We start from the raw sequence: 24,833 nt of genomic DNA on the forward strand, positions 1-24,833 counted from the left end.
TATCGTGCGGGGGATATCTTTTCCTATACCCATCCTCGGGGCTAATGTTAGGCTATACCCCACTTTTTCTCACAAGCCCGAGCGATGCAAACCAGTCCTTTACTCTCAGCCCTTATGGAATCCCTGCGCTGCCTGCCCGGCGTTGGCCCGAAATCCGCCCAGCGTATGGCGTTTGCCCTGCTGCAGCGCGACCGCAGCGGCGGTATGCGTCTGGCTCAGGCACTGACCCGCGCGATGTCCGAGATTGGCCACTGTTCGGATTGCCGTACCTTTACCGAGCAGGAAGTGTGTTCCATTTGCTCCAACCCGCGCCGCCAGGAAAACGGCCAGATATGCGTGGTAGAAAGCCCGGCGGATATTCACGCCATCGAGCAAACCGGGCAGTTCTCCGGCCGCTATTTTGTGCTGATGGGGCACCTTTCGCCGCTGGACGGCATTGGCCCGAACGACATCGGCCTGGATCGCCTTGAGCATCGCCTTGCGAGCGAGCCGATGAAAGAGGTTATTCTCGCCACTAACCCGACGGTGGAAGGCGAGGCTACCGCCAACTATATTGCCGAGCTGTGCGCCCAATATGGCGTTGAAGCCAGCCGTATCGCGCATGGTGTGCCGGTAGGAGGCGAGCTTGAAATGGTGGACGGCACCACGCTGTCGCACTCGCTGGTTGGCCGCCACAAGATTAATTTTTAGCCGTCCGGAGGAGGTTTTTGCCTCCTCCTGCTTGAAAAGGCACAAATCGCTACCATATCCCCCTCAACGTTTTCTTCATCCCGTATGATTTTGTTGAGGTATCCATGACCATGAAAGGACAAGAGACCCGCGGTTTTCAGTCAGAGGTAAAACAGCTTCTGCACCTGATGATCCACTCTCTGTATTCAAACAAAGAAATCTTCCTGCGTGAGCTGATCTCCAACGCTTCTGATGCGGCAGACAAGCTGCGCTTTCGCGCGCTGTCGAACGCCAGCCTTTATGAAGGCGACGGTGAGCTGCGCGTTCGCGTCTCTTTTGACAAAGAGAATCGCACCCTGACAATCGCCGATAACGGCATCGGTATGACCCGAGATGAGGTTATTGATCATCTGGGTACCATCGCTAAATCCGGCACCAAAGCTTTCCTCGAGTCCATGGGCTCCGATCAGGCGAAAGACAGCCAGCTGATTGGCCAGTTCGGCGTTGGCTTCTACTCTGCGTTTATCGTGGCTGACAAAGTTACCGTTCGCACTCGCGCCGCCGGTGCCAGCGCGGATCAGGGCGTGTTCTGGGAATCTGAAGGCGCGGGTGAATACACCGTGGCCGACATTGATAAAGCCGATCGCGGCACCGAAATCACGCTGCACCTGCGCGAAGGCGAAGATGAATTCCTGGACGACTGGCGCGTTCGCTCCGTCATCAGCAAGTATTCCGACCATATCGCGCTGCCGGTTGAGATTGAACAGCGTGAAGAGAAAGACGGCGAAACCGTTATCAGCTGGGAAAAAATCAACAAGGCTCAGGCGCTGTGGACCCGCAGCAAGTCGGAAGTCAGCGAAGACGAATACAAAGAGTTCTACAAGCATATCGCCCACGACTTTACCGACCCTATTTCCTGGAGCCATAACCGCGTGGAAGGCAAGCAGGAGTACACCAGCCTGCTGTATATCCCTTCCCAGGCACCGTGGGATATGTGGAACCGCGACCATAAACACGGGCTGAAACTCTACGTACAGCGCGTGTTCATCATGGACGACGCGGAGCAGTTCATGCCGAACTACCTGCGCTTTGTGCGTGGCCTGATAGATTCTAACGACCTGCCGCTGAACGTTTCCCGTGAAATCCTGCAGGACAGCCGCGTGACCCAGAACCTGCGTAGCGCGCTGACCAAACGCGTGCTGCAGATGCTGGACAAGCTGGCGAAAGACGATGCCGAGAAGTACCAGACCTTCTGGAAAAACTTCGGCCTCGTGCTGAAAGAAGGCCCGGCGGAAGATAACGCGAACCAGGAAGCTATCGCTAAGCTGCTGCGCTTCGCGACCACGCACACGGATTCTTCAGCCCAGACCGTGTCGCTGGAAGAGTACGTCTCCCGCATGAAAGAAGGCCAGGAGAAGATCTACTACATCACCGCAGACAGCTACGCGGCGGCGAAGAGCAGCCCGCATCTGGAACTGCTGCGTAAGAAAGGCATCGAGGTTCTGCTGCTTTCCGACCGCATCGATGAGTGGATGATGAGCTACCTGACCGAGTTCGACGGCAAAGCGTTCCAGTCTGTGAGCAAAACCGACGAATCGCTGGATAAGCTGACGGACGAAGAGAGCGAAGAAGCGAAAGAGGCCGAGAAAGCCCTGGAGCCGTTCGTGGACCGCGTGAAAACCCTGCTGGGCGAGCGCGTGAAGGAAGTGCGCCTGACTCACCGCCTGACCGATACGCCGGCGATCGTGACCACCGACAGCAACGACATGAGCACCCAGATGGCGAAACTGTTTGCCGCTGCGGGCCAGGAAGTGCCGGACGTGAAGTACATCTTCGAGCTTAACCCGGAGCATGCGCTGGTGAAACGCGCTGCGGATACGCAGGACGACGCTCAGTTCGGCGAGTGGGTCGAGCTGCTGCTGGACCAGGCGCTGTTAGCCGAGCGTGGTCAGCTGGAAGATCCTAACCAGTTCATCCGCCGTATGAACCAATTGCTGGTTTCTTAAGTCGGGTTGAAAGACTGACAAAAACCACCTGCACAGGCAGGTGGTTTTTTTTCGCTTAAATTTGGGGGCATGGTAATCACCTTAAAAATAAATGATATAAAAGTAAGGTTATTTCACTGCCGTCATGCGAGTGTCTGATATTGAATTTCAGCTATTACAGCCACTTTATTTTGCTTTCCCAGCCTTTAAGTTCCATGCACTGATTAAACAACCGATCGCGGCTTTCGCTATTCACGTCCATCACATAGCTTTCTATTTCAGGCTTTTTTACCGCCCTGGTTTTCTCGCCGTCACAATCATCTTTTTTGGTACAGGCTTCATAGTAAGTGGTGTACTTAGTCCGTTGTGCAACCTCGTTCCTCACCGGAAAAGCCTGCTGGGACTGGGTTTCACAGGCAGCACGGGCGCTGGTGTATTCCTGCGCGTTACTGCGAGTTTTTACCCACTGTGATGTGCATCCGCTGAGCAGCAAACAACAGATGAGGGGGAGTAAAGTCTTATTCATGGCGGGCGCTCTTCCTCTTAGCAAAATAGATCTCCTGATTAACAGCCTGACGCCATACAGAATCGGCAGGAGTGTTGGGCGTCATTATAATTGCTGTATATAAACGTAATCTATATAGCGCACCCTTTTCAGGAAGTCTGGCAGTTGATAAACCAGCAGACGAAGACCTAATTTATCCCTGGTGATACAGGGGATAAGTAAGCTGCTGTAAAAATAAAAACGCTGTTTGGCTGAAGCGATTCTGACTTCGGCCGCAGCAAAAAATGGGGCGAGATCCGGACGGAATCCAGGCCCGGAGCCTCAGCCTGAGTGCCTCCCTTCCTTGTGATGATACCGCCTTTAGTGGTATGGTTTTGGCCTCAAATTCGATTGAATAATTAAACGTATGGGGAATTACGCAATGCGTATCATTCTGCTCGGCGCGCCGGGCGCAGGTAAAGGGACTCAGGCTCAGTTCATCATGGAGAAATACGGCATTCCGCAAATCTCCACCGGTGATATGCTGCGTGCCGCGGTCAAATCTGGTTCAGAACTGGGTAAACAGGCCAAAGACATCATGGATGCTGGCAAGCTGGTGACCGATGAGCTGGTTATCGCCCTGGTTAAAGAACGCATTGCGCAGGAAGACTGCCGTAACGGTTTCCTGCTGGACGGTTTCCCACGCACTATCCCGCAGGCTGACGCCATGAAAGAAGCGGGCATCAAAGTTGACTTCGTGCTGGAGTTCGACGTTCCGGACGAGCTGATCGTTGACCGTATCGTGGGTCGCCGCGTACACGCTGCTTCCGGCCGCGTTTACCACATCAAATTCAACCCACCTAAGGTTGAAGGCAAAGATGACGTGACCGGCGAAGAGCTGAGCACCCGTAAAGACGATCAGGAAGAAACCGTGCGTAAACGTCTGGTGGAATACCATCAGATGACCGCGCCGCTGATCGGCTACTACTCTAAAGAAGCGCAGGCGGGTAACACCCAATACGCTAAAGTCGACGGCACTCAGGCCGTGGCTGACGTTCGCGCAGAGCTGGAAAAAATCCTCGGATAATTTCCAGCCGCGACAATCAATACCAGGGCATGCCCTGGTATTTTTTTGCCCTCATTTTCCCCTTTTGCTGTAATCGGTTCTCGTTTCGCTCTTTTACGTTACAATTGACGGCAATTTATAGATAAGGGGTGGGAATGAATCAGGAAAAAATTGGCATCTTACTGGCTAACCTTGGCACGCCGAGCGCCCCGACTCCGGCGGCGGTCAACCGCTATCTGCGTCAGTTCCTGAGCGATAAGCGCGTGGTGGATACGCCTCGCCTGCTGTGGTGGCCTTTGCTGCGCGGCGTCATTCTGCCGCTGCGTTCGCCGCGCGTCGCCAAACTCTACCAGTCCATCTGGATGGAAGAGGGCTCGCCGCTGATGGTTTACAGCCGTCGGCAGGAGAAAGCGCTGGCGCAGCAGCTGCCGGACACGCCGGTTGCGCTGGGGATGAGCTACGGCGAACCGTCGCTGAAAAGCGCCGTTGAGGAGCTGCTGGCGCAGAACGTGACGCACATTGTGGTGCTGCCGCTTTACCCTCAGTTTTCCTGCTCTACCGTTGCGGCGGTATGGGACGAACTGGGGCGGATCTTCGCCGATTATCGCAGCCTGCCTTCTATCTCCCTGATTCGTGACTATGCGACCGATCCCGCGTACATCAACGCGCTGGCGGCCTCGGTTAAACGCTCTTTTGCCGAACACGGCGAGCCGGACGTGCTGCTGCTTTCCTATCACGGCATTCCGCAGCGCTATGCTAACGAAGGCGATGATTACCCGCAGCGCTGTCGTGACACCACCCGTGAGCTGCTGAGCGCCCTTGAGCTGCCGCCGGAAAAAGTGATGATGACCTACCAGTCACGCTTTGGCCGCGAGCCGTGGCTGATGCCGTACACCGACGAAACGCTGAAAATGCTGGCCGAAAAGGGCGTGAAGCATATTCAGGTGATGTGCCCCGGTTTCTCCGCCGACTGCCTGGAAACCCTCGAAGAGATGGCGGTGCAGAACCGGGAAGTGTTTATCGAAGCGGGCGGGACGAAGTACGAGTATATCCCGGCGCTGAACGACGATCCGGCCCATATCGCAATGATGGTGAATCTGGTGGAGCGGTATCGCTAAATAGAATCCTGAGGCGGGGAATGTTACTATTCTCCGCCTTATTATTCAGCCCCGTAACGACACCATGAAATTTCCCGGTAAACGCAAATCCAAACACTACTTCCCCGTCAACGCCCGCGATCCGCTCCTGCAGCAAACTCAGCCTGAAGCCGAAAGCGGCGCTTCCTGGGTGGTCGGCATCGATCAAACGCTGGTCGACATTGAGGCCAAAGTGGACGACGAATTTGTACAGCGCTACGGGCTGAGCTTCGGTCATTCCCTGGTGATTGAGGATGATGTGGCCGACGCGCTCTACAAAGAACTGGTCGACAGCAACCTGATTACCCACCAGTTTGCCGGGGGCACCATCGGCAATACCATGCACAACTACTCTGTGCTGGCCGATGACCGCTCGGTGCTGCTCGGCGTGATGTGCCGCAATGTCGAAATTGGCAGCTACGCCTACCGCTATCTCTGCAACACCTCCAGCCGGACCGATCTTAACTACCTGCAGGGCGTTGACGGCGCGATTGGCCGCTGCTTTACGCTGATTGGCGACCAGGGTGAGCGTACGTTCGCCATCAGCCCTGGCCACATGAACCAGCTGCGTGCTGAAAGCATTCCTGAAGAGGTGATTGCCGGGGCGTCCGCACTGGTGCTGACCTCTTATCTGGTACGCTGCAAGCCGGGCGAGCCGATGCCGGACGCCACCATGCAGGCCATTGCCTGGGCGAAGAAACACAACGTGCCGGTGGTACTGACCCTGGGCACTAAATACGTGATTGCCGAGAACCCGGCCTGGTGGCAGGCATTCCTGCGCGAACACGTTTCTATCCTGGCGATGAACGAAGAAGAAGGCGAGGCGCTAACCGGCGAAAGCGATCCGCTGCTGGCCGCCGACAAGGCGCTGGACTGGGTTGACCTGGTACTGTGCACCGCCGGGCCGGTCGGGCTTTATATGGCGGGCTACACGGAAGAAACCGCGAAACGTAATACCCAACATCCTCTGTTGCCGGGCGCTATTGCGGAATTTAATCAGTACGAATTTAGCCGCGCGATGCGCCTGAAAGATTGTGCTGAACCGCTGCGTATCTACTCCCACATCGCTCCTTACATGGGCGGCCCGGAGAAGATAATGAACACCAACGGGGCGGGTGACGGCGCGCTTGCGGCGCTACTGCATGATATTACCGCGAACAACTATCACCGCAGCAACGTGCCGAACTCCAGCAAGCACAAACTGACCTGGCTGACCTATTCCTCGCTGGCGCAGGTGTGCAAATACGCTAACCGCGTTAGCTATCAGGTGTTGAACCAGCATTCTCCACGCCTGACGCGCGGCCTGCCCGAGCGGGAAGACAGTCTCGAAGAATCTTACTGGGAACGTTAAGCAGCAGAGCAGAGCCTGAAGAAGGCTCTGCTTTTTGATGCGGGCAGGCGCGAAACCTGCCCTATAAGCGTACTAACCTGTCACCACTTCCTGAGCCACCGGCGGTACCAGCAGCCCCAGCATGGTATTGGCAATCTCTCTTTCTCCCATCACGACCTGATTAGCCCCACGCTCGGTGATGTAATCGACTTCGTCGTCATAGTGGGCACGGGCGATGATTTCGATATCCGGGCATTTTGCTCTGGCCGTCGCGACGATTTCACCCGCCTCGTAGCCGTTAGGGATAGTCAGCAGCAGCCAGCGCGCGCAGTCCAGATGCGCCAGATTCATGATCTCTTCGTTAGCGGCATTGCCCAGCACGGTACGGATGCCTCGCTCGCGCAGCTCATCCACGCGGCTGCGGGAGGTTTCAATCACCACCAGCGGCACGCCTTCGGCCAGCAGCTTCTCGCCCAGCAGGCTGCCGACGCGGCCATAGCCCACCAGCAGCGCGTGGTTGCAGATATCCACCGGGATTTGCTTCTCTTCTTCGATAGCCTCTTCCAGCGTCTGCTCGTCCAGCGTTTCGGTTTTTTCGAGGTAGCGCTCAAGAATGGCGAACAGAATCGGGTTCAGCATAATCGACAGGATTGCGCCCGCGAGCACTAAATTCTGCCCCGTTTGTGGCAGCAGGTTCAGCGCCATGCCGAGGCCTGCCAGAATAAACGCAAATTCACCGATCTGCGCGAGGCTGGTGGCGATGGTCAGCGCGGTACGCTGGGAGTGGCCGAACATGCGTACCAGCAGGAACGCCGCCAGTGATTTACCAAAGATAATGATAGCCAGCGTGCCCAGCACTGCCAGCGGCTCCTGAATCAGGATCAGCGGGTCAAACAGCATCCCAACGGAAACAAAGAACAGCACCGCAAAGGCGTCGCGCAGCGGCAGCGTGTCGTGCGCCGCACGGTGGCTTAGCTCGGACTCATTCAGCACCATACCGGCAAAGAAGGCCCCCAGCGCAAAGGAGACGTCAAACAGCTCCACCGCACCAAAGGCGATACCGAGCGCCAGCGCGAGGACGGAAAGGGTAAACAGCTCGCGGGAGCCGGTGGCGGCGCTGCGTGCCAGAATCCACGGCACAAGGCGACGGCCTACCAGCATCATCAGGGCGATAAAGGCGGCGACCTTACCGATGGTGATAGCCATATCCAGGCTTAGGGAAGCCAGGCCAACGTCGCCTTTTTCCAGCATCCCGGCCACCGCCGGCAGCAGCACCAGCGTCAGCACCATCACCAGATCTTCAACAATCAGCCAGCCAATGGCAATCTGCCCTCGCTGGGTATCGATTAACTGCCTCTCTTCAAGCGCCCGCAGCAGCACGACGGTACTTGCCGTCGACAAACACAGCCCGAAGACGATGCCGGTCATCAATGACCAGCCCATCAGCCAGGAAAGCGCCATGCCCAGCAGCGTTGCAACGCCAATCTGCGCGATCGCACCGGGGATGGCGATGGCCTTTACCGCCATCAAGTCCTTCAATGAAAAATGCAGCCCGACGCCGAACATCAGCAGAATCACGCCTAATTCCGCCAGCTCGGGGGCAAGTTTGGTATCAGCAACAAAACCTGGAGTAAAAGGTCCCGCCAGCACGCCGGCTAATAAATAGCCCACCAGCGGAGATATGCGCAGCTTGTTAGCCAGCATACCGAGTAAAAAAGCGAGCACGAGACCACCAACAATGGTGGTGATAAGCGGTGTGGCGTGGTGCATTCCGTCTCCTTTGGTTGGCCGATGTTCCAAAACGTTCTGTTACACAGTTTATGACAATTTCCTTATCGGCGTTTATGAATAATTGTTGAATTTTGAATAAAAGGCGCATTTCGATAAAAAAAAGGCTCTGAGTAGCATTTAACTCAGTTATGTGGGGCAGCAACCAGGAGGGTATGGGGGTGGGAAGCGGCCAAAGCAATACTTTGGCCGCTAAAACCTACGCTTTATGGCGGTTATCGGGTAGGAATATTGTCATAATACCGAGGAGCGGCAGGAAGGCACATATTTTGTAGACCAATTCGATACTGGTATGGTCGGCAATAAGCCCAAGCACCGCGGCACCCAGGCCACCCATTCCAAAGGCAAATCCGAAAAACAGCCCGGAAACCATGCCGATACGGCCAGGAAGCAGCTCCTGGGCGTACACCAAAATTGCCGAAAAAGCCGAGGCCAGAATAAAGCCAATGATCACCGTCAGCACGCCGGTCCAGTAAAGCGACGCATAGGGTAAAACAAGGGTAAATGGCGCGACGCCGAGGATTGAGCCCCAAATCACGTATTTTCTCCCAATTTTATCCCCTAATGGCCCGCCGATAACCGTCCCCGCCGCGACGGCAAACAGGAAGGCGAACAGGTGAATCTGGGCGTTTTGTACCGATAATCCGAATTTTTGCATCAGGTAGAAAGTGAAGTAGCTGCTGATGCTCGCCATATAGAAGTATTTAGAGAAGATCAGCAGCAGCAAAACAGAGACCGCCAGGATAACTTTGTTGCGCGGCAGCGGGTTGACCACCGGCACGGCAGGGCGGCTTTTCGCGATTTTGTGCTGAGCGGAATACCAGCGGCTGATTTGCAGCAGGACGACAATTGCCAGCAGCGCTGCCAGCACGAACCACGCCACGTTACCTTTACCGTAAGGCGCAATAATGACTGCCGCCAGCAATGGCCCCAGAGAGCTGCCGAAGTTGCCGCCCACCTGGAACAGCGACTGCGCCAGCCCGTGACGGCCGCCGGACGCCATACGCGCCACGCGCGAGGACTCAGGGTGGAATACCGACGAGCCGGTGCCCACTAAGGCCGCAGCCACCAGAACCGCCGGGAAGCTGCCCGCCAGCGCCAGCAGCACCAGGCCGCAAAGGGTAAAACACATGCCAATCGGCAGCGACCACGGCATCGGGTATTTGTCGGTGTAGTAGCCCACCAGCGGCTGCAGCAGCGATGAAGAAAGCTGGAAGGTCAGGGTTATCATCCCGATTTGCATAAAACTCAGGGAAAACTCGGCCTGTAGCAGAGGGTAGATAGCCAGAATCAGCGATTGAATCATGTCATTAAGCAGATGGGAAAGGCTTATAGCGCCGAGGATCCCAAATGCGGTGCGCGCTTTTTTTTGCTCCGGGGGCGTGCCCGGCTGCGTGAGGGTTTGAGAGCTTGCCATAATTACCTGTACGAACGGTTATTGTTTTTAGAGCGGGCGACGCAGGAAATCGCCCGGAAGAAATTCTTACCCTGCTAACATACTCGTGCGGGGGATTTGAAGAAAGTCGCATTTCGGAAAAGTTAGTTGTCTATCCTGGCCGCTATCTGGTATTCCTGCGCAGTTACATTTTGACATGGAGATGGACAATGCGTTTTGCTACTAAAACAATAACCACGGCGCTGCTGGTGGCATTGAGCTTAACCAGCGCTTCCGCGCTGGCCTGGGAAAAAGACAAGACCTACAAAATTACGATTCTTCATACCAACGATCATCATGGCCACTTCTGGCGCAATGAGTACTCGGAATACGGCCTGGCGGCGCAAAAAACGCTGGTAGACAGCGTGCGTAAAGAGGTTGCAGCCGAAGGCGGCAGCGTGCTGCTGCTGTCGGGCGGTGATATCAACACCGGCGTGCCGGAATCAGACCTGCAGGATGCCGAGCCGGACTTCCGCGGCATGAGCCTGATTGGCTATGACGCGATGGCCGTCGGCAACCACGAATTCGACAACCCGCTCTCCGTCCTGCGCCAGCAGGAAAAATGGGCGAAGTTCCCGCTGCTGTCCGCCAATATTTACCAGAAAAGCACCGGCGAGCGCCTGTTTAAGCCCTATGCGATTTTTAAACCCCAGGGCATCAAGGTGGCGGTTATCGGCCTGACCACCGACGACACGGCAAAAATCGGTAACCCGGAATACTTCACCGACATCGAATTCCGCCAGCCTGCGGAGGAAGCCAAACTGGTGATTCAGGAGCTGCAGGGCACCGAAAAACCTGACGTGATTATCGCCGCAACCCATATGGGCCATTACGATAATGGCAACCACGGCTCGAATGCGCCGGGCGATGTCGAAATGGCCAGAAGCCTGCCTGCCGGGGCGCTAACGATGATTGTGGGTGGTCACTCACAGGATCCGGTCTGCATGGCGCAGGAAAACCAGAAGCAGAAGGATTATATGCCGGGCACGCCTTGCGCGCCGGACAGACAAAACGGCACCTGGATTGTGCAGGCGCACGAGTGGGGGAAATACGTCGGACGGGCGGACTTTGAGTTCCGCAACGGCGAGATGAAGCTGGTGCACTATCAGCTGATCCCTATCAACCTGAAAAAGAAAATCACCTACGACAACGGGCAAAGTGAGCGCGTACTCTACACGCCTGAAATCGCTGAAAACCAGCAGATGCTTTCCCTGCTGACGCCGTTCCAGAACAAAGGCCAGGCCGCGCTGAAGGTCAAAGTAGGCAGCGTGAACGGGCATCTGGAAGGGGACCGCAGCAAGGTGCGTTTCGTACAAACTAACCTGGCGCGCCTACTGCTGGCGGCACAGATGGCGCGAACCAACGCTGACTTTGCGGTGATGAGCGGCGGCGGCGTGCGTGATTCCATTGAAGCCGGGGATATTACCTATAAAGACGTGCTTAAGGTGCAGCCGTTCGGCAACACCGTGGCCTACATCGATATGAGTGGCAAAGACGTTGAGGCGTATCTGACGGCGGTGGCGCAGAAAACGCCGGACTCCGGCGCCTATCCGCAGTTCTCAAACGTGAGCTTCACCTCAACCGGCGGCAAGCTCAGCAATCTGAAAATCAAAGACCAGCCGATTGACCCGGCGAAAACCTACCGCATGGCGACGCTGAGCTTCAACGGCACCGGCGGCGACGGTTACCCGGAAATCGATAAAAAGCCGGGTTACGTCAACACCGGCTTTGTCGATGCGGAAGTCCTGAAACAGTACATCGAGCAGAACTCTCCGCTGGACGTAAATGCTTACCAACCTAAGGGTGAGGTGAGCTGGAACTAAGCGTTAATCGCGGCGGGCGATATCAGCGAAGCTGGCATCCAGCAGCTTTGCCAGGTCGTTTGCCGCGAGTTCGATATCCAGCCCGCGCTTGCCGCCGGAAATGTAGATGCTGGCAAACTCTTGTGCCGGAGCATCAATCACCGTCGGTAAGCGCTTTTTCTGCCCGAGAGGGCTGATGCCGCCGACCAGATAGCCGGTGATCCGCTGCGCGACCATCGGGTCCGCCATTTCAACCTTCTTCACGCCCAGCGCCTTCGCGACCTTTTTCAGGTCAAGCTGCCCGGCAACCGGCGTCACCGCCACGGCCAGGTGTTTCATATCGCCATTCAGCGCCACCAGCAGCGTTTTATAAACCTGGTCGGCGTTCAGCCCCAGCTTGCGAACCACTTCGTCACCAAAGTTGGTTTCCAGCGGATCGTGCTCATAGGCATGAATTTGAAAGCTGATTTTGTTCTTTTCGAGGAGTTTTACCGCGGGAGTCATGGTTTCCTTCTTTATTCGTTGTTTTGAAAACGCACAAAATAGTAATCGTAGTGATATACTTGACGAGTAATATAGCGCTACACAATAGTGATGGCGTAAACCATCACATTGAGCGACAATTCAGCTTCGGTTGCTTCGGCAGCCGGGATAAACAGAATAATAAATGAAATTCCTCTTTGACGGGCCAATAGAAATATTGGCCATTTTTTTTACCCTTTTTTCAGCATTTCCGGCAGGTTACCTTCGCCGTAAAGGTGCAGCGCGCCGACCGCAACCACGTAGCGTCCGGCGGGCAACTGCTGCAGAAACGCCTGCCACTGGCGGTTTCGCTGATGCATTAATACGTCATAAAGCGCATCGCCGAAGGTGTTGGGTAGAGCAATATTGCCCTGCTGGGGTGGCGTTTCCAGCCACCAGCCGATCATAATTTGCAGCAGGCGGGCGTTGGTGTGCCAGTGCTCCAGCGTGTCGTTCAGCAGCGGCATCCCACCCTCAGGCAGCCCCTTCAGTAACTCGATTTGGCTTTGTGCACCTTCAAGCTCGGTGACCGGCACGTTATAGCGCTGCGCGGCTTCCAGGAGCTGATAGTCAATGCCGTAGTCAGGACGGAGACCAAGCCGCTGCGCCTGGTGTGCCTGTAAAATCAGCGCCACCTGCCAGGCTGGCTGGCGTTCAAGGCTGCTTAGCGAGATACCCAGTTCGCTGCAAAGGCTCAGCACCTGCTGGTAATCGTCCGGTGCCATACGCGCTTCCAGCTCGATGTCCTCCGCGATTTCACTGAACGGCGAATCACCGGTGCGGATATCCGCTTCGACAATCAGCGCATCTGCCTCACGCAGCTTTTTCACCAGCCGCGAGGAAAGCGGAGTCATGTCGCGTGTGCCCATATGAATGCTGCCCACGAGGTGCAGATAGCGCTTGCCGGGGAGCGTGATATCAAGGGCAGGCCAGGGATAAGTAGAGGCTGTCAGACTGGAAAGCAGTGAGCTAAGACGTTGGAACAAACCCATATCGCGATTCCCTGGCTAAAAAGCCATGCTAACGCCCTGGGCTGGAAGGGGAAAGTAAAAAGTCGGCCTTCCGCTCAAAAGGAGAACGGCAGGCCGCAGAGATGTTAGTCTTTCGGTTTAAAGCGCAGCAGGCGGTTGGCGTTGCTGACCACGGTGATGGAAGACAGCGCCATCGCGGCACCGGCAACCACCGGGTTGAGCAGCGTGCCGGTCAGCGGGTACAGCACGCCAGCGGCAATCGGAATACCAAGCGAGTTGTACACGAAGGCGCCCATCAGATTTTGCTTCATATTGCGCAGCGTAGCCTTAGAAATGGCCAGCGCGTCGGCAACGCCGACCAGGCTGTGACGCATCAGGGTAATGGCTGCGGTTTCAATCGCGACGTCGCTGCCGCCGCCCATCGCAATCCCCACTTCTGCCTGAGCCAGCGCCGGAGCATCGTTGATGCCGTCGCCCACCATCGCCACCTGGCGGCCCTGCTGCTGCAGCTGTTTGATGGCGTCAGCTTTGCCGTCCGGCAGCACGCCCGCAATCACCTCGTCAATGCCAACTTCTTTGGCGATAGCGTTGGCGGTCACGGCGTTATCACCGGTGAGCATCACTAAACGATAGCCGTTGCGATGCAGGCGTTGCAGCGCACTTACGCTGTCGCTGCGAAGCGGATCGCGTATGGCTAACAGCGCCATGAGCTGGCCGTCTACCGCCAGCAGAACCGGCGTGGCGCCTGAACGTGCCTGCGTATCAATGCTGTCGACAAGCGGCTGCGTGTCCACACCCTGCTCATCAAGCAGCGCTTTGTTGCCCAGCAGCAGTTTATGCCCGTCAACTTCACCGCTGACGCCAAGCCCGCGCAGAGTGCGAAACGAGGTGACTTCCGGCAGCGTCGAACTGCCTGCTTTTTCAATAATGGCGCGAGCCAGCGGATGACTTGAACCTTGCTCAAGCGCGGCCGCAAGGCGTACTGCCTGTACTTCATCCACCCCCGAACGGGTTTCCACGGCAACCACCTGCGGTTTGCCTTCGGTCAGCGTGCCCGTTTTATCAAAGACCACGGTATCCAGCGTGCTGGCGCGCTGCAGGGCATCGGCATCGCGTACCAGAACGCCGAACTCGGCGGCACGGCCCACGCCTGAAATAATCGACATCGGCGTCGCAAGCCCCAGGGCGCAAGGGCAGGCGATAATCAGCACCGTGGTGGCAATAACCAGGGTGTAAACGATTTGCGGCGCCGGGCCGACAAAGTACCAGATAGCGGCGCTAATCAGCGCAATAGCCACCACCACCGGCACGAATACGGCAGAGATTTTATCGGCAAGCTGACCGATTTCCGGCTTGCTGCTCTGCGCCTGGCGAACCATGCGGATAATACGGGACAGCGTAGTGTGGCTGCCGGTTGCGGTGGCCTTGAACAGCACGCTGCCGTCCTGCACCACGGTACCGGCATGAATGCCGTCGCCGTTTGATTTTTGCATCGGGACCGGTTCGCCGGTCAGCATTGCTTCGTCGAACCAGGCTTCACCCTGGGTAATTTCGCCGTCAACGGGGACGCGGTCGCCGGTGGTCAGGCGCAGCGTCATTCCGGCGGTGACTTCCGCCAGCGGTAAGGTTTTTTCGCCTTCATCCGTCACTACTCGCGCGGTCGGCGGCGTTAAGTCCAGCAGACGTTCAAGGGCTTTGGAGGAGCGCTGACGTGCACGCTGCTCAAGCATATGGCCGAGGTTTATCAGGCCGATGATCATCGCGCTGGCCTCGTAGTAGAGGTGGCGGGCTTCCATCGGGAAGTGCTGCGGCCAGATGTTCACGGTAATTGAGTAGAGCCAGGCCGCGCCGGTGCCGAGGGCGACGAGCGTATCCATAGTGGCCGCACGGTTCATCAGGCTGCGCCAGGCGCTACGGTAAAAATGGCCGCCGGCAAAGACCATCACCGCGAGGGTGATAATGCCGATAGTCAGCCACAGGGAGCGGTTGCTCCCGGTGACCATCATGTTGTCGCCGATCATGCCCCAGACCATCACCGGGATCCCGACGGCAAGGGCGACAATCGCCTGCCAGCGGAAGCGCTTCATGGCGGCGTTCGCCGTTTCCTGCTGACGTTCACGGCGTTTCTGGTCGTCTTCAATCGCTTCGGCGCCATAGCCTGCGTTTTCCACGGCTTTGACCAGCGATTCAGCGGAGGCGGTGCCCATTATCAGCGCACTACGCTCCGCAAGGTTAACCCGTGCCTGGCTGACGCCCGGGACATTCTGTAAGGCATTTTGCACCCGGGAGACGCAGCTGGCGCAGCTCATACCGTTGATCAACAGCTGCTGGCTGTCATCGTCGGTAGACGCTGCCGGAAGCGAAGGGGCGACCGCTGTCAGTGCTTCCGACGGAGTTGATGACTCTGCCAGCGGTTCAGCCTTTGGGTGGCTGGCGACTTCTGCGCCGTATCCCGCTTGCTTCACGGTTTCTACCAGTGCTTCCGGCGTGGCGCTGCCGGTGACGCGGGCGTGGGTTTGGCTGACTTCAGCCTGCTCAACGTCTGCACGCTGCTCGAGGCTTTCTTTCACGCGTTTAACACAATGGCCGCAGGTCAGGCCATCCAGATTCAGATCCACAATGTGTGACATCGCAAGACTCCTGTATGATGGTGAGGTGAAATATTGACCGAAAGGATGATTCGGTTAACTATGAGAAAGGTTAAACCTTCCATCAAGGGGAAGGTCAAGGAGCAAAAATGAATATTAGCGATGTGGCGAAAAAAACCGGGCTAACCAGCAAGGCGATTCGTTTTTACGAAGAGAAAGGCCTGGTCACGCCGCCGTTTCGCGCCGACAACGGCTACCGGAGCTATACGCAAAAGCATCTCGATGAGCTGACGCTGCTGCGCCAGGCCCGCCAGGTCGGGTTTAATCTGGAAGAGTGCAAGGAGCTGGTAAGCCTGTTTAACGATCCGGCGAGGCACAGCGCGGACGTAAAAGCCCGCACCTTACAGAAGGTCGCGGATATCGAACGGCACATTATTGAGCTACAAAATATGCGTCAGCATTTGCTGACGCTGGCAGAAGCCTGCCCAGGCGATGAAAGCGCCGACTGCCCGATCATCGACAACCTTTCCGGCTGCTGCCATCGCCACGAGATAAACTAAACCGCTTTAATTTTTAGCGTAATGCCTTCCACGGCCTGCACCACAACCTCACAGCCCGCCGGTAAATCTTCATCGGCGGTCACCGGCCAGCTGCTGTCTGCCACGCGAACATGCCCCCGGCCGTTGACCAGCGCGGTTTCCAGACGGAAACGGCGGCCAACCAGTTGCTGGCCGCGTTGGTTGAGCACTTCACCTGGAATTTGCTGCTTGCGGCTGGACAGCCAGCGCCACCAGAGAAAGGCGGCGACCAGCGTCAGCAGGGCAAAACAGACGCCCTGCGTTTCCCAGCCGAGCGGCAGCAGCCAGACCAGCAGCCCGGTGATGACCGCCGCCACGCCGCTCCACAGCAAATAGCCGCTGGCGCCGAGCATCTCCGCCGCCAGCAGCAGTCCGCCTAGCGCAAGCCAGAAGACGTGTGGGTGCGCGAGAATACTGTCGATCATTTTTTACTCTCGTTGCCGCTCTGGGCGATAAGTTCGCTGATCCCGGCGATGGAGCCCATCAGGCTGGAGGCATCCAGCGGCATCAGCACCACCTTACTGTTATTGGCCGAGCCGATTTGCTGCAGCGCGTCGGTGTATTTCTGGGCGACGAAGTAGTTCACCGCCTGAATATCCCCTTTGGCGATAGCTTCGGACACCATTTGCGTGGCGCGGGCTTCCGCTTCGGCGCTACGTTCGCGGGCTTCTGCCTGAAGGAAAGCTGACTGGCGTTCCCCTTCGGCCTTCAGGATTTTCGACTGTTTCTCACCTTCGGCTTTGACGATTTCTGCCTGGCGGATCCCTTCGGCCTCAAGAATGTAGGCGCGCTTGGTACGTTCGGCTTTCATCTGGGCGTTCATGGCATCAATCAGCTCAGCCGGCGGGCGCACGTCGCGGATTTCGATACGGGTGATTTTAATGCCCCACGGGTTGGTGGCTTCGTCCACGATGTGCAGCAGGCGGGTGTTGATGTTGTCGCGCTGGGACAGCATCTCATCCAGCTCCATTGAGCCGAGCACGGTACGGATGTTGGTCATCGTCAGGTTGATGATCGCCAGCTCAAGGTTGCTGACTTCATAGGCGGCGCGTGGGGCGTCAACCACCTGAATAAAGCACACGGCGTCAATGGAAACGTTGGCGTTATCTTTGGAAATGACTTCCTGGGAAGGGATGTCGAGCACCTGTTCCATCATGTTGATTTTGCGGCCCACGCGATCCATAAACGGCACCACAAGGTTCAGGCCCGGCATCAGGGTGTTGGTATAGCGGCCAAAGCGTTCGACGGTCCATTGAAAGCCCTGAGGCACGATTTTTACCCCGGCCGCTACAACCACCAGCGCCACGAGAATTAATACGGGGATCACGATAAGCATTAAAAAAACCTCCTGTTTGTTTTGCATTCAGTCTAACTGCTTAACCTGAAACATTCAGCAACAGTCCGGCGCCCGCTGAGAATTAATTGCTGCTTATCATTTAATTATTCCTAAATGGAATGATTTTCATGGAGTAAGTTCATTTCACGCATGGTGTGCGCAGGCGTAATATCGGATGCTTCGGCAGCTCGCGCTATTGGGCGGGCGGTATTTGGCAAGAGTACTTATCCCGGTGAGGAAGCAATGGGGACAATAATAGCTGAGCAGCATCGGACCAATAACAGCCATTGGCAGAAAATCGTGGAAGAATTAATTTCACCCATGGCGATTGATATTGACGGCAACGGTCCGGCAGATATTCGGGTGAATAATCCAGACTTCTTCAAGCGAATATTACAGGAAGGTTCTCTCGGCCTGGGGGAAAGCTATATGGACGGCTGGTGGGACTGCGACCGGATGGATATTTTATTTACCCATATTTTGCGCCACGGCCTGGACAGCAAAATGCCGAAGCATTTCTCTGACCTGCTGCGTATTGCCGGGGCCAGAGTCTTTAATTTGCAGTCCCGTAAGCGTGCCTGGATAGTCGGCAAGGAGCACTACGATATCGGCAACGATCTGTTTGCCGCGATGCTCGATCCGTATATGCAATATTCCTGCGGCTACTGGAAAGACGCCACGGATCTTGCCTCTGCCCAGCGTAATAAGCTGCACATGATCTGCGAAAAGCTGCAGCTCAAGCCGGGCATGACGCTGCTGGATATCGGCTGCGGCTGGGGCGGTCTGGCGCAGTATGCGGCGCAGGAATACGGCGTGTCGGTGGTCGGCGTAACGATATCGGCGGAGCAGCAAAAAATGGCGCAGGATCGCTGCCGGGGCCTGGACGTCGAGATCCTGCTGCAGGATTATCGCGACCTCAACAGCAAATTTGATCGCATTGTTTCCGTGGGCATGTTCGAGCACGTCGGGCCGAAAAACTACAGCACCTATTTTGAGGTTGCCGCCCGCAATATTAAAGACGACGGCCTGTTTCTGCTGCACACCATCGGTTCGAATGAAACGGATTTAAACGTCGATCCCTGGATCAATAAATATATTTTCCCCAACGGCTGTTTACCGTCCGTGCGCCATATTGCCAGCGCCAGTGAAAAACATTTTATTATGGAAGACTGGCACAATATCGGCGCGGATTACGACAGAACGTTGATGGCCTGGAACGATAATTTCCTCCGCTGCTGGCCTAATATTTCACGCAATTATGACGAGCGTTTTAAACGGATGTTTACCTACTATTTAAACGCCTGTGCGGGCGCATTCCGTGCGCGAAATATTCAGCTCTGGCAGGTGCTGTTCAGTCCGAATGGCGTGGACGGCGGGATCCGCGTTTACAGATAAGCAAAAGGCCGGAATTACCGGCCTTTTTTAGTTTTTAGCTAATTAATACATCAGGGCGTAAATCTGACGGCGGTATTTGGACGCCAGCGCGTCGCCGGTGCCCAGCGCGGCCAGAATTTCCATCATCATTTTACGCGCCTGGCCGTCTGCTGCGCCCAGGTCTTTTTTCAGGTGGGTATAAAGCAGCTCCAGCGCTTCTTCGTTCCGGCCGACCTGATGAAGCTGCAATGCGAGCTGGCTGGCGAGCTGGGCGTTGTCCGGCTCGTTTTGTACCTGCTGCTGCAATTGCTGAATTTCCGGCGTGTCGGCAGCCTGTTTCAGCAGTTCAATCTGGGAAATCAGCGCCTGGTAGCGCGTGTCCTGATCCTGCAGTGGAATAGTTTTCAGCACCGCTTCGGCGTCTTCGCTGCGGTTCAGGGCGATCTGCACTTCCGCCAGCAGCAGGCCAATCTCGCTGTTCTGGTCGGACAGCTGCCACGCATCTTTCAGCAGCGGCAGCGCTTCGGCGTGTTTGCCTTCCTGCATCAGCTCCACTGCCTGCTGGGCTTTCAGCTCTTCTTCACGCGGCAGCACTTTGTCGAGCAGGGCGCGAATCGCTTCTTCCGGCTGCGGCCCCTGGAAGCCGTCCACCGGCTGACCATTCTGGAAAAGATACACGGTCGGAATGGAGCGTAGGCCAAACTGCGAAGCCACCATCTGCTCTGCGTCACAGTCAACTTTGGCGAGAATAAACTGGCCGTTGTATTGGGCTGCGAGCCTGTCCAGAACCGGCGTTAACTGTTCGCAGTGCTGGCTGCGGGCAGACCAGAAATAAAACAGCACGGGTTTAGCCACGGACTGTTCCAGCGTCTGGTGCAGGTTCGCTTCGGTAATGTTGATAATGTTTTCTGCGGACATGGGCGATTCTCTGTTAAGCATTTGTTTTTTACATGGGGGCTGAGGCCGGGACTTCAACTCAGCTGCGTAAAATTTTGTCCATTGCGCACGCCGGCAACAGGCGGCGGAGCACGGTAATCACGTGGGTCACCACGGTCACCGGGTAGCGCAGCTTCGGCCTTGGGCTTTCAAAGGCATGGCGCACTTTCGCCACCACCGCTTCCGGGCCGAGGGTAAACCTTGCGGCAATGCCAGGGTTCTCTACCGGCTTGTCGCTCTGGGTTTGATTAACGTTATCGGTAAAGCGGGTGCGGATTGGGCCGGGCTCAATCAGGCTGACTTTAATCCCACTGTGGCGAAGTTCCATGCGCAGCGCGTCTGACCAGGCTTCCAGCGCATATTTACTGGCGGCATAGGCCCCGCGCCCCGGCGTGGAAATCAGCCCCATCACCGAGCTGGTCATCACGATGCGGCCTTCGTGGTGAGGCTGCATGGCGGGCAGCAGCAGCATGGTGAGCTGGTGCGTGCCGAAGAAGTTGGTGGAAAACTGCTGTTCAAGCTGTTCGCGGGAAATGGCGTTCAGCGGGCCATACACGCCATAACCGCCGTTATTAAACAGCCCGAACAGGCGATTGCCGGTAATTTCAATCACTTCGGCGGCGGCACGTTTGACGCTTTCCGGGTCATCAAGATCGAGCTGAACGCCGGTAAAACCGAGCTGATTCATGCGCTCTACGTCTTCCGGTTTACGGCAGGCGGCGAGAATGTTGTAGCCAAGCTTCTGTAACTCCTGCGCGCTGGCTAAGCCAATCCCGCTGGAGCAGCCTGTAATTAAAACGGATTTTTGCATAACTTTACCCGAAGGGTGCCCCGATTATTTATCAGTCGTGTTTAACTATCTCGTCATGCCTGGCGCTGCTGCGCCGGTTATTTAGAGAGTAACGGAGTCAGCTGCGTCGCCATCCAGTCGGCGATAAACGGCTGAGCATCACGGTTAGGGTGAATGCCGTCATCCTGCATCCATTGCGGTTTCAGATACACCTCTTCCATAAAGAACGGAAGCAAAGGGATATCAAACTGTTTGGCAAGCTGCGGATAAATAGCGCTAAACGCCTCATTATAGCGGCGTCCGTAGTTGGCGGGCAGGCGAATTTGCATCAGCAGCGGTTGGGCATTGGCGGCCTTCACGTCGGTGATAACCTGCTTAAGGGTTTTTTCTACCTCTTGAGGCTGGAACCCACGCAGGCCGTCGTTGCCGCCAAGCTCCACTAAAACCCAGCGAGGCTGATGCTGCTTTAACAGCGCGGGCAGGCGAGACAGGCCCTGCGCAGCGGTATCACCGCTGATGCTCGCATTCACGACTTTTGTATTCTGCGGCTGCCATTTGGCATCCAGCAGAGCGGGCCAGGCGCTGGTGGCTGCCATACGGTAACCGGCGCTCAGGCTATCGCCTAAAATCAATAACGTGTCCGCCGCGGCGGCGCGGAAGGTCATCAAAGCCAGAAACAGGAAGGGCAAATGCCAGCGGAAAACATTGTTGAAGTTCATCATCTTAGTAAGTCCGTGGGTCAGGGTGAACACGAGCTTTCCATCCTTACCGGAGTTGAGCTGGTTGTCAAACCGGCCGAAACCATCGCCCTGATTGGCGAGTCAGGCTCGGGCAAGTCCACGCTGCTGGCGATTCTGGCCGGGCTTGATGACGGCACGGACGGCGAAGTCCACCTTTGCGGCGAGCCGCTGCACAGCATGGATGAAGAGGCGAGAGCGGCCTTGCGTGCCAGGAACGTCGGCTTTGTGTTTCAGTCCTTTATGCTGGTGCCCACCCTGAATGCCCTCGAAAACGTAGAGCTTCCCTCGCTGCTACGCGGTGAAAACAGCTCGGCCAGCCGGGCTCAGGCCAAAGCGCTGCTGGAGCAGTTGGGCTTAGGCAAACGCCTGGATCACCTGCCAGCACAGCTCTCCGGCGGGGAACAGCAGCGCGTGGCGCTGGCTCGGGCGTTTAACGGCAAACCGGGCGTGCTGTTTGCCGATGAGCCTACCGGTAATCTCGACAGGCAAACCGGCGACCGCATTGCCGACCTGCTGTTTTCCCTTAACCGCGATTTCTCCACCACGCTGATCCTCGTCACCCACGACGAGCAGCTGGCGGCACGCTGCGACCGCCGCCTGCGGCTGCGCGAAGGCAAACTGTGGGAGGAAGCATGATAGCCCGCTGGTTCTGGCGCGAGTGGCGCTCTCCCTCGCTGCTGATTGTCTGGCTGGCGCTGAGCCTGGCGGTGGCCTGCGTGCTGGCGCTCGGCAGCATCAGCGACAGAATGGAAAAAGGCCTCAGCCAGCAAAGCCGCGAGTATATGGCGGGCGACAGGACATTGCGTAGCGCCCGCGCCGTGCCGGATGAATGGCTGACTCAGGCGCAAAGCGATGGCTTAAAGGTCGGCAAACAGCTGAGCTTCGCCACCATGACCTTTGCCGGCGACACGCCGCAGCTGGCGGATGTGAAAGCGGTCGACGGAGTTTACCCGATGTACGGCGAGCTGGAAACTAACCCGCCGGGCCTGAAACCAGAGCCGGGCACCGCGCTGCTTGCGCCTCGCCTGCTGGCTCTGCTCAACCTGAAAGTGGGCGACAATATTGACGTGGGCGATGCCACGCTGCGTATTGCCGGGCAGGTGATTCAGGAGCCGGACGCCGGGTTTAACCCGTTCCAGATTGCGCCCCGGCTGATGATGAACCTGGCCGACGTCGAGAAAACCGGGGCGGTACAGCCCGGCAGCCGCATTAGCTGGCGCTACAAGTTTGGCGGCGACGCACAGCAATTGCAGCAGTTTGAAAACTTCCTGCTGCCGAAGCTGAAGCCGGAGCAGCGCTGGATCGGCATGGAGCAGGACGAAGGCGCGCTGGGCAAGTCGCTGGAGCGTTCTCAGCAGTTCCTGCTGCTTTCTGCCCTGCTGACGCTGCTGCTGGCCGTGGCGGCGATTGCCGTGGCGATGAGCCACTACTGCCGCAGCCGCTACGACCTGGTGGCCATCCTGAAAACGCTGGGCGCGGGCAGGGCGGCGCTGCGTAAGCTGATTATCGGCCAGTGGCTGATGGTGCTGCTGCTTTCGGCGATTGCCGGGGGCGCCGTCGGGCTGCTGTTTGAAGCCGCACTGATGCAGCTGTTGAAGCCGGTGCTGCCGGCCGCGCTGCCGCCAGCGAGCCTCTGGCCGTGGGTGTGGGCTATCGGCTCGATGGTAACAATCTCCGTGCTGGTGGGACTGCGTCCGTATCGACTTTTGCTGGCGACTCAGCCATTGCGCGTGCTGCGCCGTGACGCCGTAGCCAGCGTCTGGCCGCTGAAAATTTATCTGCCGGTGATTAGCGTCGTTGTGGTACTGCTGCTGGCGTTGCTCATGGGCGGAAGTTCGCTACTTTGGGCGGTGCTGGCGGGCACGCTGGTGCTGGCGGCGCTGTGCGGCCTCGTTGGCTGGGGCGTGCTGAAGCTGCTTAAGAAGCTGACGCTAAAAAACCTGGCCCTGCGCCTGGCGGTTAACCGCCTGCTTCGCCAGCCGTGGGCGACGCTCAGCCAGCTGGCGGCGTTCTCGCTCTCCTTTATGCTGCTGGCGCTGCTGCTAGTGCTGCGGGGCGATTTGCTGGACAGATGGCAGCAGCAGCTGCCGCCGGAAAGCCCGAACTACTTCCTGGTGAACATTGCGCCGGAGCAGGTTCAGCCGGTGAAAACCTTCCTCGCCGACCATCAGGTGATCCCGGATTCGTTTTACCCCATCGTTCGGGCGCGCATGACGGCGATTAACGGCCAGTCCACCGAGGGCAACCCGGACGAAGCGTTGAACCGCGAGCTGAATCTGACCTGGCAGAGCCAGAAGCCTGATCACAACCCGATCCTTGCGGGCAGCTGGCCGCCGAAGGCCGGGGAAGTGTCGATGGACGACGGCGTGGCGAAGCGGCTGAACATTAAACTCGGCGACAGCGTGACCTTCATGGGAGATACCCAGGACTTCACCGCGAAGGTGACCAGCCTGCGCAAAGTGGACTGGGAAAGCCTGCGGCCAAACTTCTACTTTATCTTCCCGCCGGGGGCGCTCGACGGGCAGCCGCAGAGCTGGCTCACCAGCTTCCGCTGGGAGGGAAGTAACGGCCTGCTGACCCAGCTTAACCGCGAATTCCCGACCGTCAGCCTGCTGGATATCGGGGCTATCCTGAAACAAATCGGCCAGGTGCTGGAGCAGGTCAGCCGCGCGCTGGAGGTGATGGTGGTGCTGGTGACCGCCTGCGGCCTGCTGCTGTTGCTGGCTCAGGTACAGGTTGGCATGCGCCAGCGCCATCAGGAACTGGTGGTTTACCGCACGCTGGGCGCGGGCAAAAAGCTGCTCAGAACCACGCTATGGTGCGAGTTCGCCGTGCTGGGGCTGGTATCCGGCCTGGTGGCCGCCATCGGGGCCGAAACAGCGCTTGGCGTGCTGCAAACCCGGGTGTTCGACTTCCCGTGGGAGCCTGATTTGCGTCTGTGGATCGTGCTGCCTGTTACCGGGGCGATATTGCTGTCGCTTTGCGGCGGCTGGCTGGGCGTTCGTTTACTGAAAGGGAAGGCGCTGTTCCGCCAGTTTGTCGTCTGAGGAGGCCGGGCAGGGACGCCCGGCTACCGTTATAAAATTTGTTATATTTCGATATTTATTGCGTCAGAACATATTTTCTGCATTTTTTGATGTTTTTTTAATATCTATTAAGAAAAGACTGATAGATAACCGCACGAATTAATAAAAATCCCTCAGAAATCGGACTTAATAAGCGTTAATATGCCCGCGCTTATAATAAATACGGTTACTACGGATCTCCATGAAAGCAAATTTGCGCGCTTTACCATTACTGATT

At 57.0% G+C, this 24,833-nt stretch carries 21 protein-coding genes; 10 read left to right on the forward strand and 11 right to left on the reverse strand.

What is annotated here, in order from left to right; all coding sequences use genetic code 11:
* Positions 1-84 precede the first annotated feature (84 nt).
* Both recR and htpG read left to right on the forward strand, forming a co-directional pair.
* On the forward strand, positions 85-690 hold the full coding sequence (gene recR, locus HX778_RS16505; protein ID WP_176982569.1) for a recombination mediator RecR: 606 nt from the start codon (positions 85-87) through the stop codon (positions 688-690).
* A gap of 110 nt (positions 691-800) precedes the next feature.
* A complete protein-coding gene (gene htpG, locus HX778_RS16510) occupies positions 801-2,675 on the forward strand; it encodes a molecular chaperone HtpG (protein WP_176982570.1) in 1,875 nt (624 codons plus the stop codon).
* Between the two features lie 154 nt (positions 2,676-2,829).
* On the opposite strand, the gene HX778_RS16515 is transcribed toward htpG, so the two are convergent.
* Positions 2,830-3,180: a hypothetical protein gene (locus HX778_RS16515; protein WP_038480222.1), complete on the reverse strand. Its 351-nt coding sequence runs from the start codon at positions 3,178-3,180 to the stop codon at positions 2,830-2,832.
* 400 nt (positions 3,181-3,580) lie between these two features.
* On the opposite strand from HX778_RS16515, the gene adk reads away from it, so the two are divergent.
* The 3 genes from adk (at position 3,581) to HX778_RS16530 (ending at position 6,691) form a co-directional block, all read left to right on the forward strand.
* On the forward strand, positions 3,581-4,225 hold the full coding sequence (gene adk, locus HX778_RS16520; RefSeq protein WP_038480225.1) for an adenylate kinase: 645 nt from the start codon (positions 3,581-3,583) through the stop codon (positions 4,223-4,225).
* Positions 4,226-4,359: 134 nt separating this feature from the next.
* Positions 4,360-5,322: a ferrochelatase gene (gene hemH / locus HX778_RS16525; RefSeq protein WP_038480228.1), complete on the forward strand. Its 963-nt coding sequence runs from the start codon at positions 4,360-4,362 to the stop codon at positions 5,320-5,322.
* Between the two features lie 64 nt (positions 5,323-5,386).
* Complete coding sequence (locus HX778_RS16530; protein WP_038480230.1) at positions 5,387-6,691, forward strand: inosine/guanosine kinase; 1,305 nt, start codon at positions 5,387-5,389, stop codon at positions 6,689-6,691.
* Positions 6,692-6,763: 72 nt separating this feature from the next.
* Here the strand turns inward: HX778_RS16530 and ybaL are convergent, their stop codons facing one another.
* Both ybaL and HX778_RS16540 read right to left on the reverse strand, forming a co-directional pair.
* The gene (gene ybaL, locus HX778_RS16535) at positions 6,764-8,440 is read right to left on the reverse strand and encodes a YbaL family putative K(+) efflux transporter (protein WP_038480233.1); all 1,677 of its coding nucleotides are present in this window, start codon (positions 8,438-8,440) and stop codon (positions 6,764-6,766) included.
* Between the two features lie 217 nt (positions 8,441-8,657).
* Complete coding sequence (locus tag HX778_RS16540; protein ID WP_038480236.1) at positions 8,658-9,875, reverse strand: MFS transporter; 1,218 nt, start codon at positions 9,873-9,875, stop codon at positions 8,658-8,660.
* 188 nt (positions 9,876-10,063) lie between these two features.
* Here HX778_RS16540 and ushA point away from each other — a divergent pair, with 188 nt between their 5' ends.
* Positions 10,064-11,716, forward strand: a complete 1,653-nt coding sequence (gene ushA / locus HX778_RS16545) for a bifunctional UDP-sugar hydrolase/5'-nucleotidase UshA (protein ID WP_176982571.1) — start codon at positions 10,064-10,066, stop codon at positions 11,714-11,716.
* 3 nt (positions 11,717-11,719) lie between these two features.
* Here the strand turns inward: ushA and ybaK are convergent, their stop codons facing one another.
* The 3 genes from ybaK to copA form a co-directional block, all read right to left on the reverse strand.
* The gene (gene ybaK, locus HX778_RS16550) at positions 11,720-12,199 is read right to left on the reverse strand and encodes a Cys-tRNA(Pro)/Cys-tRNA(Cys) deacylase YbaK (protein WP_038480242.1); all 480 of its coding nucleotides are present in this window, start codon (positions 12,197-12,199) and stop codon (positions 11,720-11,722) included.
* Positions 12,200-12,408: 209 nt separating this feature from the next.
* The gene (locus HX778_RS16555; RefSeq protein ID WP_176982572.1) at positions 12,409-13,209 is read right to left on the reverse strand and encodes a TraB/GumN family protein; all 801 of its coding nucleotides are present in this window, start codon (positions 13,207-13,209) and stop codon (positions 12,409-12,411) included.
* A gap of 104 nt (positions 13,210-13,313) precedes the next feature.
* A complete protein-coding gene (gene copA, locus HX778_RS16560) occupies positions 13,314-15,818 on the reverse strand; it encodes a copper-exporting P-type ATPase CopA (protein ID WP_176982573.1) in 2,505 nt (834 codons plus the stop codon).
* Between the two features lie 107 nt (positions 15,819-15,925).
* Here copA and cueR point away from each other — a divergent pair, with 107 nt between their 5' ends.
* Complete coding sequence (cueR, locus tag HX778_RS16565; protein ID WP_038480251.1) at positions 15,926-16,336, forward strand: Cu(I)-responsive transcriptional regulator; 411 nt, start codon at positions 15,926-15,928, stop codon at positions 16,334-16,336.
* Here the strand turns inward: cueR and HX778_RS16570 are convergent.
* Together HX778_RS16570 and HX778_RS16575 are read right to left on the reverse strand one after the other, a co-directional pair.
* A complete protein-coding gene (locus HX778_RS16570) occupies positions 16,333-16,779 on the reverse strand; it encodes an NfeD family protein (protein ID WP_061275271.1) in 447 nt (148 codons plus the stop codon). The two genes, cueR and HX778_RS16570, sit on opposite strands and share 4 nt — an antisense overlap.
* Complete coding sequence (locus HX778_RS16575; RefSeq protein WP_176982574.1) at positions 16,776-17,690, reverse strand: SPFH domain-containing protein; 915 nt, start codon at positions 17,688-17,690, stop codon at positions 16,776-16,778. Before HX778_RS16575 ends, HX778_RS16570 begins: the two co-directional genes overlap by 4 nt.
* A gap of 243 nt (positions 17,691-17,933) precedes the next feature.
* Here HX778_RS16575 and cfa point away from each other — a divergent pair, with 243 nt between their 5' ends.
* Complete coding sequence (gene cfa, locus HX778_RS16580; protein WP_176982575.1) at positions 17,934-19,085, forward strand: cyclopropane fatty acyl phospholipid synthase; 1,152 nt, start codon at positions 17,934-17,936, stop codon at positions 19,083-19,085.
* A gap of 42 nt (positions 19,086-19,127) precedes the next feature.
* Here cfa and HX778_RS16585 read toward each other — a convergent pair whose 3' ends face one another.
* The 3 genes from HX778_RS16585 to tesA form a co-directional block, all read right to left on the reverse strand.
* Positions 19,128-19,982 carry a co-chaperone YbbN gene (locus HX778_RS16585; RefSeq protein WP_176982576.1) on the reverse strand — a complete coding sequence of 285 codons (855 nt, stop codon included), beginning with the start codon at positions 19,980-19,982 and terminating at the stop codon, positions 19,128-19,130.
* Positions 19,983-20,040: 58 nt separating this feature from the next.
* Positions 20,041-20,811, reverse strand: coding sequence for an SDR family oxidoreductase (locus tag HX778_RS16590; protein WP_176982577.1), 771 nt, complete (start codon positions 20,809-20,811; stop codon positions 20,041-20,043).
* A 77-nt stretch (positions 20,812-20,888) separates the two neighbouring features.
* Positions 20,889-21,512: a multifunctional acyl-CoA thioesterase I/protease I/lysophospholipase L1 gene (gene tesA / locus HX778_RS16595; RefSeq protein ID WP_038483278.1), complete on the reverse strand. Its 624-nt coding sequence runs from the start codon at positions 21,510-21,512 to the stop codon at positions 20,889-20,891.
* Here tesA and ybbA point away from each other — a divergent pair.
* Together ybbA and ybbP are read left to right on the forward strand one after the other, a co-directional pair.
* Positions 21,480-22,166, forward strand: a complete 687-nt coding sequence (gene ybbA / locus HX778_RS16600; RefSeq protein WP_154187828.1) for a putative ABC transporter ATP-binding protein YbbA — start codon at positions 21,480-21,482, stop codon at positions 22,164-22,166. The genes tesA and ybbA overlap by 33 nt on opposite strands.
* Positions 22,163-24,577, forward strand: coding sequence for a putative ABC transporter permease subunit YbbP (ybbP, locus tag HX778_RS16605; protein WP_176982578.1), 2,415 nt, complete (start codon positions 22,163-22,165; stop codon positions 24,575-24,577). The genes ybbA and ybbP overlap by 4 nt, the downstream gene beginning before the upstream one ends.
* Positions 24,578-24,833 lie beyond the last annotated feature (256 nt).

Source organism: Cedecea sp. P7760 (genome assembly GCF_013386425.1).
In the GTDB taxonomy this organism is placed as follows: domain Bacteria; phylum Pseudomonadota; class Gammaproteobacteria; order Enterobacterales; family Enterobacteriaceae; genus Cedecea; species Cedecea selenatireducens.

Coding starts and splice junctions, on each gene's coding strand:
- recR (WP_176982569.1), top strand. CDS start 85: ATGCAAACCAGTCCTTTACTCTCAGCCCTTATGGAATCCCTGCGCTGC.
- htpG (WP_176982570.1), top strand. CDS start 801: ATGAAAGGACAAGAGACCCGCGGTTTTCAGTCAGAGGTAAAACAGCTT.
- HX778_RS16515 (WP_038480222.1), bottom strand. CDS start 3,180: ATGAATAAGACTTTACTCCCCCTCATCTGTTGTTTGCTGCTCAGCGGA.
- adk (WP_038480225.1), top strand. CDS start 3,581: ATGCGTATCATTCTGCTCGGCGCGCCGGGCGCAGGTAAAGGGACTCAG.
- hemH (WP_038480228.1), top strand. CDS start 4,360: ATGAATCAGGAAAAAATTGGCATCTTACTGGCTAACCTTGGCACGCCG.
- HX778_RS16530 (WP_038480230.1), top strand. CDS start 5,387: ATGAAATTTCCCGGTAAACGCAAATCCAAACACTACTTCCCCGTCAAC.
- ybaL (WP_038480233.1), bottom strand. CDS start 8,440: ATGCACCACGCCACACCGCTTATCACCACCATTGTTGGTGGTCTCGTG.
- HX778_RS16540 (WP_038480236.1), bottom strand. CDS start 9,875: ATGGCAAGCTCTCAAACCCTCACGCAGCCGGGCACGCCCCCGGAGCAA.
- ushA (WP_176982571.1), top strand. CDS start 10,064: ATGCGTTTTGCTACTAAAACAATAACCACGGCGCTGCTGGTGGCATTG.
- ybaK (WP_038480242.1), bottom strand. CDS start 12,199: ATGACTCCCGCGGTAAAACTCCTCGAAAAGAACAAAATCAGCTTTCAA.
- HX778_RS16555 (WP_176982572.1), bottom strand. CDS start 13,209: ATGGGTTTGTTCCAACGTCTTAGCTCACTGCTTTCCAGTCTGACAGCC.
- copA (WP_176982573.1), bottom strand. CDS start 15,818: ATGTCACACATTGTGGATCTGAATCTGGATGGCCTGACCTGCGGCCAT.
- cueR (WP_038480251.1), top strand. CDS start 15,926: ATGAATATTAGCGATGTGGCGAAAAAAACCGGGCTAACCAGCAAGGCG.
- HX778_RS16570 (WP_061275271.1), bottom strand. CDS start 16,779: ATGATCGACAGTATTCTCGCGCACCCACACGTCTTCTGGCTTGCGCTA.
- HX778_RS16575 (WP_176982574.1), bottom strand. CDS start 17,690: ATGCTTATCGTGATCCCCGTATTAATTCTCGTGGCGCTGGTGGTTGTA.
- cfa (WP_176982575.1), top strand. CDS start 17,934: ATGGGGACAATAATAGCTGAGCAGCATCGGACCAATAACAGCCATTGG.
- HX778_RS16585 (WP_176982576.1), bottom strand. CDS start 19,982: ATGTCCGCAGAAAACATTATCAACATTACCGAAGCGAACCTGCACCAG.
- HX778_RS16590 (WP_176982577.1), bottom strand. CDS start 20,811: ATGCAAAAATCCGTTTTAATTACAGGCTGCTCCAGCGGGATTGGCTTA.
- ybbA (WP_154187828.1), top strand. CDS start 21,480: ATGCCAGCGGAAAACATTGTTGAAGTTCATCATCTTAGTAAGTCCGTG.
- tesA (WP_038483278.1), bottom strand. CDS start 21,512: ATGATGAACTTCAACAATGTTTTCCGCTGGCATTTGCCCTTCCTGTTT.
- ybbP (WP_176982578.1), top strand. CDS start 22,163: ATGATAGCCCGCTGGTTCTGGCGCGAGTGGCGCTCTCCCTCGCTGCTG.